14 protein-coding genes are annotated in these 12648 nt (G+C 74.0%); 9 read left to right on the top strand and 5 right to left on the bottom strand.

Translation table 11 applies throughout. The features are described 5' to 3' along the window. Positions 1 to 38 precede the first annotated feature (38 nt). From ACIGXJ_RS01385 to lgt, 9 genes are all read left to right on the top strand, one after another. Complete coding sequence (locus tag ACIGXJ_RS01385) at positions 39 to 680, top strand: TIGR02234 family membrane protein (RefSeq protein ID WP_399639994.1); 642 nt, start codon at positions 39 to 41, stop codon at positions 678 to 680. A 149-nt stretch (positions 681 to 829) separates the two neighbouring features. After that, entirely contained in the window at positions 830 to 1111 is a 282-nt protein-coding gene (locus tag ACIGXJ_RS01380) for an HGxxPAAW family protein (protein WP_399639991.1), read from the top strand. Between the two features lie 197 nt (positions 1112 to 1308). Continuing rightward, positions 1309 to 1776, top strand: coding sequence for a DUF2752 domain-containing protein (locus ACIGXJ_RS01375; RefSeq protein WP_399639988.1), 468 nt, complete (start codon positions 1309 to 1311; stop codon positions 1774 to 1776). Between the two features lie 139 nt (positions 1777 to 1915). After that, positions 1916 to 2725, top strand: a complete 810-nt coding sequence (trpC, locus tag ACIGXJ_RS01370) for an indole-3-glycerol phosphate synthase TrpC (RefSeq protein WP_399639985.1) — start codon at positions 1916 to 1918, stop codon at positions 2723 to 2725. 25 nt (positions 2726 to 2750) lie between these two features. Continuing rightward, entirely contained in the window at positions 2751 to 2969 is a 219-nt protein-coding gene (gene trpM, locus ACIGXJ_RS01365; RefSeq protein WP_399639982.1) for a tryptophan biosynthesis modulator TrpM, read from the top strand. Between the two features lie 59 nt (positions 2970 to 3028). Beyond that, on the top strand, positions 3029 to 4312 hold the full coding sequence (gene trpB / locus ACIGXJ_RS01360) for a tryptophan synthase subunit beta (protein WP_399639980.1): 1284 nt from the start codon (positions 3029 to 3031) through the stop codon (positions 4310 to 4312). Further along, positions 4309 to 5127 (top strand): tryptophan synthase subunit alpha, encoded by an 819-nt coding sequence (gene trpA / locus ACIGXJ_RS01355; RefSeq protein ID WP_399639977.1) that lies wholly within the window; start codon positions 4309 to 4311, stop codon positions 5125 to 5127. Before trpB ends, trpA begins: the two co-directional genes overlap by 4 nt. A gap of 100 nt (positions 5128 to 5227) precedes the next feature. Then, entirely contained in the window at positions 5228 to 6001 is a 774-nt protein-coding gene (locus ACIGXJ_RS01350) for a DsbA family protein (RefSeq protein ID WP_399639974.1), read from the top strand. Positions 6002 to 6083: 82 nt separating this feature from the next. After that, complete coding sequence (gene lgt / locus ACIGXJ_RS01345) at positions 6084 to 7073, top strand: prolipoprotein diacylglyceryl transferase (protein ID WP_399639972.1); 990 nt, start codon at positions 6084 to 6086, stop codon at positions 7071 to 7073. Positions 7074 to 7153: 80 nt separating this feature from the next. Here the strand turns inward: lgt and ACIGXJ_RS01340 are convergent, their stop codons facing one another. The 5 genes from ACIGXJ_RS01340 to ACIGXJ_RS01320 are packed head-to-tail and all read right to left on the bottom strand — an operon-like array spanning position 7154 to position 12642. Further along, positions 7154 to 8029 (bottom strand): HpcH/HpaI aldolase/citrate lyase family protein, encoded by an 876-nt coding sequence (locus ACIGXJ_RS01340; protein WP_399639969.1) that lies wholly within the window; start codon positions 8027 to 8029, stop codon positions 7154 to 7156. Continuing rightward, positions 8026 to 9243, bottom strand: coding sequence for a CaiB/BaiF CoA transferase family protein (locus ACIGXJ_RS01335; protein ID WP_399639966.1), 1218 nt, complete (start codon positions 9241 to 9243; stop codon positions 8026 to 8028). Before ACIGXJ_RS01335 ends, ACIGXJ_RS01340 begins: the two co-directional genes overlap by 4 nt. Then, positions 9240 to 10133: a ribokinase gene (gene rbsK / locus ACIGXJ_RS01330; protein WP_399639963.1), complete on the bottom strand. Its 894-nt coding sequence runs from the start codon at positions 10131 to 10133 to the stop codon at positions 9240 to 9242. The genes ACIGXJ_RS01335 and rbsK overlap by 4 nt, the downstream gene beginning before the upstream one ends. Next, complete coding sequence (locus ACIGXJ_RS01325; protein WP_399639960.1) at positions 10130 to 11485, bottom strand: ADP-ribosylglycohydrolase family protein; 1356 nt, start codon at positions 11483 to 11485, stop codon at positions 10130 to 10132. Before ACIGXJ_RS01325 ends, rbsK begins: the two co-directional genes overlap by 4 nt. After that, positions 11473 to 12642, bottom strand: coding sequence for an ADP-ribosylglycohydrolase family protein (locus tag ACIGXJ_RS01320; RefSeq protein WP_399639956.1), 1170 nt, complete (start codon positions 12640 to 12642; stop codon positions 11473 to 11475). The genes ACIGXJ_RS01325 and ACIGXJ_RS01320 overlap by 13 nt, the downstream gene beginning before the upstream one ends. Between the last annotated feature and the right edge of the window lie 6 nt (positions 12643 to 12648).

Genomic DNA, 12648 nt, shown 5'->3' with positions numbered 1-12648 from the left:
TCGCCCCGGGTGACGGCCCACCCGGGGCTCGGGCGATAGTGGAGTACGTGACAGCTGTTCCTCACCCCCGTACCGAAGCCGTACGACCCGCCCGCCCGGGACGCCGCAGCCTCGCCCTCGCCCTGCTCTCCGGGGCGCTCGGCGCGGCCGTGGTGCTGCTCGGCACCCGGCAGCTGTGGTCGGAGGGCACCGCGACGGTGGCCGGCGGCGCCTTCCCGCTGACCGCGAAGGGCAGCGACGTCACCGGCGTACCCGCCGCCCTCGCCGTGGTGGGCCTGGCCGCGCTGGTCGCCGTCTTCGCCGTCCGCAGGGCCGGCCGCCTGCTGGTCGCCGCGCTGCTCGCGCTCTCCGGCGCCGGCACCGTCGTCGCGGCCCTGGCGGGCGCCTCGGACAGCTCCGCGCTCGACGAGAAGGCCGCCCAGGTCTCCGGCGACACCTCCGCCACGGTCGGCTCGCTCACCCACACGGCCTGGCCCTACGTCGCCGCAGCCGGCGGCCTGCTGATCCTTCTCGCAGGGCTCCTCGCCCTGCGCTACGGCCGGCACTGGCCCGCCATGTCCGGCCGCTACGAGCGCACAGGAGCCCCGCGCCCGCGCCGCGACCGGCAGACCACCGACCCCGACCGGCCCGAGGACCTGTGGAAGGCCCTGGACCGCGGCGAGGACCCCACGGGCGCCTAGGAGGGGCCCCGCCCAGGAGGGGGGGCCCTCCCGATGTGGCGAAGCCGACGCCGTCGGAAGCCACCCCCGCGTCCCGCACGCGCCCGCGTACGGGACAATGGACGACGAGCGTCAGGCTCACACACGCACACAGCTACGAGGAGCAAGCAATGGCGGGCAGCAGCCACGGTCACGGTCACACCCCGGCCGCCTGGACGGGTGTCATCATCGCCTTCATCGGTTTCTGTGCCGCGGGCGCCTTCATGGTGATGGCAAACCCGCTCGCCTTCTGGGGCGGCATGGCGGTCGTGGTGCTCGGCGGTGTCGTCGGCCTCGTCATGCGCGCCATGGGCCTGGGCGCCCCCAAGGCGGAGCCCCTGGCCATGGTCGAGGCCCCCGCGGCGAAGAAGACCCCCGCCGTCACGCGCAAGCCGGTGGCCGCGGAGAGCTGAGCCCCCGTACTGCCGCGTGACGACGCTCGCGGAACAGCACCCCGAAGGGGCGGCCCGGCACCGGGCCGCCCCTTCGGCGTACCCGTGACCGCTGTACCCGTACGCGGCAGTGCCCCTGGCGGCCGCGCCCGTGCGCCGGACGGTGGCCCTGCCCGTACGGCGTCCAGCGCGCGCCCGCGCCGCCTCCAGGCGGCACAATGCGAGGCGTGAACGCCGACGGCCGGACCCCGGCACCCACCGCGCCCGCCGCCCCCGCACACCGGGGCAGGCCGCTGCCGCGCCGGCTCGCCGTGCCCGCGGGGATCCTCGCGGCCGTCGCCGGGGCCTTCGCCTACGTCGGCGCGGTCGACCCCAACGAACCCGGCCACTACCCGGTGTGCCCGCTGCTGCGCTTCACCGGCCTGTACTGCCCCGGCTGCGGCGGACTGCGCAGCGCGCACGCCTTCGTGCACGGCGACCTGCCGGCCGCACTCCACGCCAACGCGCCGGCCGTCGTGGCCTACGTGGGCTTCGCCGTGCTGTGGACCGTCTGGGTGGTCCGCGCGGCCCGCGGCAGACCGCTGCGCATCGACCCGCGCCCGGCGCACCTGTGGGCCTTCGGGGCGTTGTTGCTGGTCTTCACGGTTGTCCGGAACCTTCCCTTCGGCGGCTGGCTGCATCCTTGATCCGTGGCGGAATGTCCAGGTAGTGGGACCGCCGTCAACCGGATGCGGGGCCTACGCCTTCCTCCGGATACCATCGCAGTGACCATTGCCTCGACCCTGGTCGCAGGAACTGCCAACCGTCTGGAAGGGGGCCGCTCGCGTGAGTGTGCTCGACGAGATCATCGACGGAGTCCGTGCCGACCTCGCGGAGCGGCAGGCGCGCGTCAGCCTCGACGAGCTCAAAGAGCGCGCGGCGAAGGCTCCCGCGGCCAAGGACGGCGTGGCCGCCCTGCGCGGCGACGGCGTCAAGGTGATCTGCGAGGTCAAGCGCTCCAGCCCGTCCAAGGGCGCGCTCGCCGCGATCGCCGACCCGGCCGGACTCGCCGCGGACTACGAGGCGGGCGGCGCCGCCGTCATCTCCGTGCTGACCGAGCAGCGCCGCTTCGGCGGCTCGCTCGCCGACCTGGAGGCCGTCCGCGCCCGCGTGGACATCCCCGTCCTGCGCAAGGACTTCATCGTCACGTCGTACCAGCTGTGGGAGGCGCGTGCGTACGGCGCCGACCTGGCGCTCCTCATCGTGGCCGCCCTGGACCAGCCGGCCCTGGAGTCGCTGATCGAGCGGGCCGTCTCCATCGGCCTCACCCCGCTCGTCGAGGTGCACGACGAGGACGAGGTCGAGCGAGCGGTGGACGCGGGCGCCAAGATCATCGGCGTCAACGCGCGCAACCTGAAGACGCTGGAGGTCGACCGCGGCACCTTCGAGCGGGTCGCCCCGGAGATCCCCGGCCACATCGTCAAGGTCGCCGAGTCCGGCGTCCGCGGCCCCCACGACCTGATCGCCTACGCCAACGCCGGCGCCGACGCGGTCCTGGTCGGCGAGTCCCTGGTGACCGGCAAGGACCCCAAGGGCGCCGTCGCCGACCTGGTGGCCGCCGGCGAACACCCGGCACTGCGGCACGGCCGCGGCTGATCACCGAGTAGTAGTCTTTGCTGCGATGACTCCGACGACTCCTGCGACGACACCGGACCGGTACGCGCGCCTGGCGCGCGGCTGCCGTCCGCGTGGCTGCCGTGCGCCTGCGCGCCGGGTGCACGGACGTCGTGTCCGCTATGTCATCGGAGACGAGCCCGGGCAGGTGAACGGCCGCCGATGGCGTGCTTTCAGGGGCGCGGGGAACTGCGCGACCGGCCACGACGGGCCCGCGGCCAACTGACCACCCCCCGCCCCACGGCGATCAGTGTCTATTCCACGCACTCACCGTGAGGTTCTGGCATGCCCAGCGCTTTCTTCATTCCCGACCCGCAGGGTCAAGTCCCCAACTCCGAAGGCTACTTCGGCGCCTTCGGCGGCAAGTTCATCCCGGAAGCCCTCGTCGCGGCGGTCGACGAGGTCGCCGTCGAGTACGACAAGGCCAAGAACGACCCCGAGTTCGCGCGTGAGCTCGACGACCTGCTGGTGCACTACACCGGCCGGCCCAGCTCCCTGACCGAGGTGCCCCGGTTCGCCGAGCACGCCGGTGGCGCGCGTGTGTTCCTCAAGCGCGAGGACCTCAACCACACCGGCTCGCACAAGATCAACAACGTGCTGGGCCAGGCCCTGCTCACCAAGCGCATGGGCAAGACGCGCGTGATCGCCGAGACCGGCGCCGGACAGCACGGCGTCGCCACCGCGACCGCCTGCGCGCTGTTCGGCCTGGACTGCACGATCTACATGGGTGAGATCGACACCCGGCGCCAGGCCCTGAACGTGGCCCGGATGCGCATGCTCGGCGCCGAGGTCATCGCCGTGAAGTCCGGCAGCCGCACCCTCAAGGACGCCATCAACGAGGCGTTCCGCGACTGGGTCGCCAACGTCGACCGCACGCACTACCTGTTCGGCACGGTCGCGGGCCCCCACCCCTTCCCGGCGATGGTCCGCGACTTCCACCGCGTCATCGGCGTCGAGGCCCGCCGCCAGCTCCTGGAGCGGGCCGGCCGCCTGCCCGACGCGGCCATCGCCTGCGTCGGCGGCGGCTCCAACGCCATCGGCCTCTTCCACGCCTTCATCCCCGACACGGACGTACGCCTCATCGGCTGCGAGCCCGCCGGGCACGGCGTGGACACCGGCGAGCACGCGGCGACCCTCACCGCGGGCGAGCCCGGCATCCTGCACGGCTCCCGCTCCTACGTCCTGCAGGACGAGGAGGGCCAGATCACCGAGCCGTACTCCATCTCGGCCGGCCTGGACTACCCCGGCATCGGCCCGGAGCACTCCTACCTCAAGGACAGCGGCCGCGCCGAGTACCGCGCGGTCACCGACGACGCGGCCATGCAGGCCCTGCGTCTGCTGTCCCGCACCGAGGGCATCATCCCGGCCATCGAGAGCGCGCACGCGCTGGCCGGCGCCCTGGAGGTCGGCCGGGAGCTCGGCCCGGACGGGCTGATCGTGGTCAACCTGTCCGGCCGCGGCGACAAGGACATGGACACGGCCGCGCGCTACTTCGGCCTGTACGACACCGACGCCGAGGTCGCGGCCGACGCCGCCGACGTCGCGGAGATCGAGGGGGACGCCAAGTGAGCGGGAACATCCAGCTGTTGACGGACACCCTCGCGTCGGCGAAGGCCGAGGGCCGGTCCGCTCTCATCGCCTACCTCCCGGCCGGGTTCCCGACCGTGGACGGCGGCATCGAGGCGATCAAGGCCGCCCTCGACGGCGGCGCCGACGTCATGGAGGTGGGCCTGCCGCACAGCGACCCGGTCCTCGACGGCCCCGTCATCCAGACCGCCGACGACATCGCCCTGCGCGGCGGCGTGAAGATCGCCGACGTGATGCGCACCGTCCGCGAGGCGTTCGCCGCGACCGGCAAGCCGATCCTCGTCATGACGTACTGGAACCCCATCGACCGCTACGGCGTCGAGCGGTTCACCGCCGAGCTGGCCGAGGCGGGCGGCGCGGGCTGCATCCTGCCCGACCTGCCCGTGCAGGAGTCGGCGCTGTGGAGGGAGCACGCCGAGAAGCACGGTCTCGCTACGGTCTTCGTCGTGGCGCCCAGCAGCAAGGACGAGCGGCTCGCCACGATCACCTCGGCGGGCAGCGGCTTCGTCTACGCCGCCTCGCTGATGGGCGTCACCGGCACCCGTGAGTCGGTGGGCGCGCAGGCCCAGGACCTGGTGGAGCGCACCCGCGCCACCGGCACCGACCTGCCCGTCTGCGTCGGCCTCGGTGTCTCCGACGCCGTCCAGGCCGCCGAGGTCGCCGGCTTCGCCGACGGCGTGATCGTCGGCTCCGCCTTCGTCAAGCGGATCCTGGACGCCCCGGACACCGCGGCCGGCCTCGAGGCCGTCCGGGAACTCGCGGGCGACCTCGCCAAGGGCGTGCGCGGCCGGGCGTAACACCGCGGCACGGACGACACGCACGGAAGAACCGGTCACTCGAACGGGTGGACCTGGGACCGGGGAGGCGCGCTGCGCCTCCCCGGTTCGTTTCCGGGGTGTGAGCGAGAAGAATCGTGACGGAAAGCGCACGGCCCGGGAGCGGCTCTCGGCCGAGCGGGAGAAGCAGAAGGCCGCCGAGAAGCGACGGCGCGCGCTGATCGTGGGCGCGAGCGTGGTCTGCGTCCTGGGCCTCGCGGCGGTGATCGGGGTCGTCGCGGCCAACGCGGGCAAGGACGACGGAAGCGACAGCGCGGGCCCGGTGGTGGTGCCCTCCGGAGCCCAGGGCAAGGACGGCCTCGCCCTCCCGGTCGGCAAGGAGAGCGCCAAGTCGACGCTCACCATCTGGGAGGACTTCCGCTGCCCGGCCTGCAAGGGCTTCGAGACGGCGTACCGCCCGACGATCCACGAACTGACCGAGGCCGGAAAGCTCAAGGTGGAGTACCACCTGGCCACGATCATCGACGGCAACATGGGCGGCAGCGGCTCCCGCAAGGCGGCGAACGCCGCGGCCTGCGCCCAGGACGCCGGGAAGTTCACGCCGTACCACGACGTGCTCTACGACAACCAGCCCGCCGAGACCGACGACGCCTTCGCCGAGGAGGACAAGCTCATCGAGCTCGCCGGCAAGGTCGAGGGACTGGACACGCCCGCCTTCCGCGCCTGCGTCAACGACGGCCGGCACGACAGCTGGGTCGAGAAGTCCGCGGCGGCCTTCCGCAACGGCGGCTTCAGCGGCACGCCGACGGTCCTGCTGGACGGCCAGAACATCTACCAGGACCAGGCGATGACCCCGGCCAAGCTCAAGCAGATGGTGGAGGCGGCGCAGGGATGAGCGGGCCGGACCGGCCCGTTATGGAGCCGTAGCCGGGCCGCCCGTCGTCGGGCCCGCCCGGCACGGTAGCGTCGACCTTGCCATGGAACTTGCCTACATTCCCAGCCCGTCGCGCGGGGTGCTGCACCTCGGTCCCGTCCCGCTGCGCGGCTATGCCTTCTGCATCATCATCGGCGTCTTCGTGGCCGTCTGGCTCGGCAACAAGCGCTGGATCGCCCGCGGCGGGCGGGCCGGCACCGTCGCCGACATCGCGGTCTGGGCGGTGCCGTTCGGCCTGCTCGGCGGCCGGCTCTACCACGTGATCACGGACTACGAGCTGTACTTCAGCGAGGGCCGTGACTGGGTGGACGCCTTCAAGATCTGGGAGGGCGGGCTCGGCATCTGGGGCGCGATCGCGCTCGGTGCCGTCGGCGCCTGGATCGGCTGCCGCCGCCGTGGCATCCCGCTGCCCGCCTACGCCGACGCCGTCGCGCCCGGCATCGCGCTGGCGCAGGCCATCGGCCGCTGGGGCAACTGGTTCAACCAGGAGCTGTACGGGCGGGCGACCGACCTGCCCTGGGCCCTGCACATCACGTCCTCCACGGACGGACGGGAGCCCGGCTACTACCACCCCACGTTCCTGTACGAGTCCCTCTGGTGCATCGGCGTCGCGCTGCTGGTCATCTGGGCCGACCGGCGCTTCGAGCTGGGCCACGGGCGGGCGTTCGCGCTGTACGTCGCGGCGTACTGCGCGGGGCGGTTCTGGACCGAGTACCTGCGCGTCGACGACGCCCACCATGTGCTCGGCCTGCGGCTGAACAACTGGACCGCGCTGCTCGTGTTCCTGCTCGCCGTGGTCTACATCGTGGTCTCCGCGAAGAAGCGGCCCGGGCGGGAGCCGGTGGTCGAGCCCGGCGCCCAGCCGGCTTCCCCGGAGGGGGAGTCGGAGGAGCCCGAGGCCCTGGCGGAGGGCGACGTGAAGGACGAGGCTTCGGAGACCGAGACCGAGACCGAGACCCGGACCGGGGCGAAGGGCAAGGCCGCGGCCGGGGACAAGGTCGACGCCGAGTCCGAGTCGGCGAAGAAGGGCTGACGGCGGATTCCGCGACGCGAAGGGCGCCCGGGTTGTCCGGGCGCCCTTCGCCGTTCCAGGCTCTGTAGGGGGCGTCTCGCCTAGCGGCGCCGGGCCAGGGCGAGAGTCGCCTGGGCGGCCTTGAGCACCGCGGCGTCGACGAACGTGCCGTCGTCGAGGGCCTGGGCCCCCTCCTGCACGGCGGCCGCCTTGACGATCCGCTCGGCCTGCTCGATCTCGTCGCCCGTCGGCAGGTAGGCCCGTTCGATGACCGGGAGCTGGCGCGGGTGGATCGCGGCCCGTCCCATGAAGCCGAGGGCGCGGCCGTGGGCGCAGGTGGCGGCGAGGCCGTCGAGGTCGCGGATGTCGGGGTGGACCGACTGGGGCGGCGCCGCGAGGCCCGCCGCGCGTGCGGCCACGACGATCCGGGAGCGGCACCAGTCCAGGCCGCTGTCCCCGCGCACGCCCAGGTCGGCCCGCAGGTCGGCCTCCCCGAGGCCGATGCCCCGCAGGGCCGGGTGCGCGGTCGCGACGGCGTGGGCGCGTTCCACCCCGAGGGCCGTCTCCAGCAGCGCGTACAGCGGGGGTGTGCTGCCCGTCGCGAGGGTCGTGCGGGTGGCGACGTGGACGACCTGCTCGCGGGAGGTGACCTTGGGCAGGCGGAGCCCGGCCAGGCCCGGCAGGCCGGCCAGGGACCGCAGGTCGGTCTCCGCCCAGGGGCCGTCCAGGGCGTTGACCCGGACGTGGACGGGGACCTCGCGGGGCTCGGTGAGCAGCTCGGCCGTGGCGGCGCGGGCATAGTCCTTGCGGTCGCGGGCCACCGCGTCCTCCAGGTCGACCACCACCACGTCGGCGCCCGCGGCCAGGGCCTTCGCCACCACCTCGGGCCGGTCTCCGGGGACGTAGAGCCAGGTCAGCGGGATCGGCGGGCCGGGTGCGGGGTCGGGTGCGAGGTCGGGTGCCGGGCCGGGGGTCACAGGGCGCCCTCCGTGCGCAGTGCGGCCAGCTCGCTCGCGGTGAGGCCGAGTTCGGTGAGGACGGCTTCCGTGTCGGCGCCGTGGGGGCGGCCGGCCCAGCGGATCGCGCCGGGGGTCGCGGAGAGGCGGAAGAGGACGTTCTGCATGCGCAGCGGCCCGAGTTCGGGGTCGTCGACCGTGGTGACGGTGTCCAGGGCCGTGTACTGGGGGTCGGCCAGCACATCGCGGACGTCCTGGACGGGGGCGATCGCCGCGTCCGCCTTCTCGAAGGCCTGGAGGACCTCGGTGCGGGTGCGGGCGGCGATCCAGGTGCCGACGGCCTCGTCGAGGACGTCGGCGTGGCGGGCCCGGTCGGCGCCGGTCGCGAACCACGGCTCGTCGATCAGCTCCGGGCGCCCGACCAGGCGCATCACACGCTCGGCGACCGACTGGGCGGAGGTGGACACGGCGACCCAGCTGCCGTCGGCGGTGCGGTAGGTGTTGCGCGGGGCGTTGTTGGCCGAGCGGTTGCCGGTGCGTTCCTGGAGGTAGCCGAGCTGGTCGTACCAGGTGGGCTGGGGGCCCAGCGCGGCGAGGATGGGCTCGATGAGCGCGAGGTCGACGACCTGGCCCCGGCCCGTGCGGTCGCGGGCGGCCAGGGCGGTCATGACCGCGTACGCCGTGGCCAGTCCGGCGATGGAGTCCGCCAGCCCGAACGGCGGCAGGGTCGGGGGCGCGTCCGGTTCACCGGTGAGGGCGGCGAAGCCGCTCATCGCCTCGGCGAGGGTGCCGAAGCCGGGGCGGCGGGAGGAGGGACCGAACTGGCCGAACGCGGTGACCCGGGTCAGGATCAGCCGCGGATTGACCGCCGACAGCTCCTCCCAGCCCAGATCCCACTTCTCCAGGGTGCCGGGGCGGAAGTTCTCGATGACGACGTCCGCGGTCGCGGCGAGCTTCAGGAGGGTCCTGCGGCCGCCGGGCCTGGACAGGTCCAGGGTCATCGTGCGCTTGTTGCGGCCGAGGACCTTCCACCACAGGCCCACCCCGTCCTTGGCCGGGCCGTGGCCGCGGGACGGGTCGGGTCTGGTGGGGTGCTCGACCTTGACGACCTCCGCGCCGAAGTCGCCCAGCATGGTCGCGGCGAGCGGCCCGGCGAAGAGGGTGGCTAGGTCCAGTACACGCAGGCCGGCCAGCGGGGCGGACGTCCCCGGGGCGGTCTCTTCCGGCGCCGTCATGAGCCGAACTGCGTGTCGATCTCGGAGCGGTACGGCATCGACGTCGACGCGCCCTCCCGCTGCACGGACATCGCCGCCGCCTCGGCCGCCCAGCGCAGCGCCTCCGGCATGGGGCGGCCCTCGCCGAGCGCCACCGCGAGCGTACCGACGAAGGTGTCGCCGGCGCCGGTGGAGTCCACGGCGGTGACCTGCGGCGCGGGCACGGTCACCGGGTCGGCGCCGCGGGCCGCGTACAGACAGCCCGCGGAGCCCAGGGTGACGACGACCTCCGGGACCTCCTCCAGCAGGGCGACGGCAGCCGCCCGGGCGTCGGTGCGGCCGGTGAGGGTGGCCGCCTCGTGCTCGTTGGGCACCAGCAGGTCGGTCGCCGCGAGGAGTTCGATGGGCAGCGGCTGGGCGGGGGCGGGCGTGAGGATCGTACGGACGCCGTGGGCCCGGGCGGCCTGGGCTCCCGCCAGGACGGCGGCCAGCGGGATCTCCAGCTGGAGCAGCAGTGCGTCGGCGCTGGCGATCAGGCCCTCGTCGCCGGGGGAGAGGTGGTCGACGGTGCCGTTGGCGCCGGGGATGACGACGATGGAGTTGCCGCCTTCGTCGTCGACGACGATGTGCGCGGTGCCCGAGGGTCCCTCGACCGTGCGCAGGCTGTCGGTCTCGACGCCGGAGTGCTCCAGGGTGGAGCGCAGTTTCGCACCGAAGGAGTCGTTGCCGACCGCGCCGATCATCGAGACGGTGGCGCCTGCGTGTGCGGCGGCGATGGCCTGGTTGGCGCCCTTGCCGCCGGGGATCGTGCGGAACTCCCGGCCGGTCACGGTCTCCCCGCGCTGCGGGGCCTTCTCGACGTACGCGACGAGGTCCATGTTCGTGCTGCCGAGGACGGCGATGTGCGTCATGGGCGGGATGCCTCCAGGTGGGTGAGCTGGGCGAGGGTGTCGAAGCCGGTGCCGTCGAAGTCGGCGACGGAGCTGGCCAGTCGGTTCTTCAGCGGGGCGGTCCAGCGGGCGGGCAGGGCGGCGGGGGAGCCGGCGAGGAGGGCGGCGACGCTGCCGGCCGTGGCGCCGCTGGAGTCGCTGTCCCAGCCGCCGGACACCGCGCGGGTGACGGAGCCGGCGAAGTCGCCGTCGGCATGGGTGAGGGCGGCGGCGATCAGGGCGGTGTTGGGCACGGCGTGGACCCAGTGGGTGCCGCTGTGGTGTGCCTGGAGCTCGTCCGCCACGTCGTCGAAGTCGGGTGTGCGGGCGGCGAGTTCGACGGCGTGGGTGACGGCCTGCGCCAGCCGGGAGCGGGGCGGGACGACGGAAAGGCCGGTGCGCAGGCAGGTGTGCACGTCGTGGGTGCCGGTGGCCGCCGTCGCGATGACGGCCGCCGTGAACATGGCCGCGTAGACGCCGTTCGCCGTGTGGGTGAGCGTCGCGTCGCGGTGGGCCTGGACGGCGGCGGCCGCGGGGGCGCCGGGGTTGGTCCAGCCGTGGACGTCGGCGCGGATGAGGGCGCCGATCCATTCGCGGAAGGGGTTGCGGTGGCGCGCGGTGTGCGGGGGTTCGATGCCGGTGAGGAGGTTGCGGTAGGCGAGGCGTTCGGCGGTGAAGGTGCGGCCCGCCGGGAGTTCGTCGAGCCAGAGCCGCGCCACGTCGGGGGTGGTGAAGCCCCGGCCGTGGCGTCGCAGCAGGAGGAGGTTGAGGAGCGGGTACTCGAGGTCGTCGTCCTCGGGCATGCCGTCGATGTTCTCGGCGAGGGAGGTGGCGGCCGAGCGGCGGTTCCAGGGGTGCTCGGCGAGGAGGTCCTCGGGGACTCCCCGGGCGGTGAAGTAGGTGGTGAGGGGCCAGTTGCCGGTGGCCCGCGCGAGGCGGCGGACGGCGTCGAGCGGCAGCTTCTCCACGGGCTTGCCCAGCAGACAGCCGACGGCCCGGCCGAGCCAGGCGGCCTCCAGGGCGGCCGGCCGCGTCACGGTCCCGTGGTCCGCCGGCCAGTCCGGGCACAGCGCCCTGATCCTCGCGAGGTCCGTCGGCTCCCGGTCCGCCAACGCGCTCGGCAGGTCCGCCAGTTCGTCCAGCAGGTCCTCGGCCAGGGTGCGCAGATAGCGGGAGGCCGGCTGCGGGGAGGCGCCCGCCCGGGGCGGTGCCTGCCGCCCGCCCGCCGCGCGCCAGCGCGCCGCGATCGCCGACGGCGCGCGGCCGTCCTGGGCGGCCTGGGCGAGTTCGTGGCCGATCAGGTCCTCGGGCTGGACCCAGGTCAGTCGGAGCACGGCGTGCCTCCCAGTGCGGCGAAGGCGCGTTCATGGGCGCGGCGGCGGTGTACGTCCCGTTCGAAGATCTCACGGGTGACCTCGGTGAGGGCCGTGGCCGGGGCCCACAGGTCCAGACGGCTGGCCTCGGCGACCGTCTTGGCCCAGTCCTCGGGGGCGGGTGAACCGAGCGCGCCGGCGAGGGCGCCCGCCATGGTGGCGATGGAGTCGCAGTCGCGGCCGTAGTTGACCGAGCCGAGGACCGCGTGGCGGAAGTCCCCGCCGGAGACCAGCAGCATGCCCAGCGCGACCGGGAGTTCCTCGATGGCGTGCAGCCGGGAGGGGCGGCGGGCGCCCAGGGAGGGGGCGCGGTAGTCGGGGCCGACCGTGTCGTACGGGGCGACCGCCTCGCGCAGCGGGGTCAGGGCCGACTCGAAGTCGCTGTGCCGGGCGGCGGTTTCGCAGACCCGCTCGATCGCCTCCCGGGTGCCGTCCTTCGCCAGGGACAGGCAGGTCTCCACGACCGACTCCGGGGTGGCGCCCGGTGCGCAGGCCGCCGCGACCGCCGCCGCGAACACGCCCGCCGCCTCGCGGCCGTACGACGACTGGTGCGCGCCGGCGACGTCCAGCGCCTCGGCGTACGCCGCCCTCGGGCCGGCCGCGTTGACCAGGCCGACCGGGGCCATGTACATCGCCGCCCCGCAGTTGACGATGTTGCCGACGCCCGCCTCGCGCGGGTCGACATGGCCGTAGTGAAGCCGTGCGACGAGCCACTTCTCCGCGAGGAAGATCCGCTGCAGGGGGAGGGCCTCGGCCTGGAGCTCCGGAATCCAGCGGGGGGTGGTCATCAGGTCCGGGACCAGGTGCTCGGCGATCGCGTGGGCGTCGAGGTGGTCGCGGACGCGCGTGTACACCCGGACCAGGGCGTGCGTCATCAACGTGTCGTCGGTGACGTGCCCGTCGCCCTTGTGGTACGGCGCGATGGGGCGGGCCGTGCGCCAGTCGTCGCCGTGCCAGGGGCCGACGATCCCGTGGACGCGACCGCCGTGCCGCTCCGTGATCTGCTCGGGGGTGTACCCCTCGACGGGGCCGCCGAGGGCGTCGCCGACGGCCGCGCCGACCAGGGCGGCGGTGATGCGTTCGTCCAGGGTGCGGGCTTCTTCTCCTTTGGGCGTCATGCCCCG

The sequence above is a fragment of the Streptomyces sp. NPDC053367 genome, assembly GCF_044545925.1.
Taxonomy (GTDB): domain Bacteria; phylum Actinomycetota; class Actinomycetes; order Streptomycetales; family Streptomycetaceae; genus Streptomyces.
The sequence above is the reverse complement of the archived record's forward strand: the minus strand, read 5'-3'. Positions and strand labels throughout refer to the sequence as shown.

What these genes read in the sequence shown, in the direction of transcription:
- ACIGXJ_RS01380 (WP_399639991.1), top strand. Translation starts at nt 830, where the DNA reads ATGGCGGGCAGCAGCCACGGTCACGGTCACACCCCGGCCGCCTGGACG.
- ACIGXJ_RS01375 (WP_399639988.1), top strand. Translation starts at nt 1,309, where the DNA reads ATGCGAGGCGTGAACGCCGACGGCCGGACCCCGGCACCCACCGCGCCC.
- trpM (WP_399639982.1), top strand. Translation starts at nt 2,751, where the DNA reads ATGACTCCGACGACTCCTGCGACGACACCGGACCGGTACGCGCGCCTG.
- trpB (WP_399639980.1), top strand. Translation starts at nt 3,029, where the DNA reads ATGCCCAGCGCTTTCTTCATTCCCGACCCGCAGGGTCAAGTCCCCAAC.
- lgt (WP_399639972.1), top strand. Translation starts at nt 6,084, where the DNA reads ATGGAACTTGCCTACATTCCCAGCCCGTCGCGCGGGGTGCTGCACCTC.
- ACIGXJ_RS01335 (WP_399639966.1), bottom strand. Translation starts at nt 9,243, where the DNA reads ATGACGGCGCCGGAAGAGACCGCCCCGGGGACGTCCGCCCCGCTGGCC.
- rbsK (WP_399639963.1), bottom strand. Translation starts at nt 10,133, where the DNA reads ATGACGCACATCGCCGTCCTCGGCAGCACGAACATGGACCTCGTCGCG.
- ACIGXJ_RS01320 (WP_399639956.1), bottom strand. Translation starts at nt 12,642, where the DNA reads ATGACGCCCAAAGGAGAAGAAGCCCGCACCCTGGACGAACGCATCACC.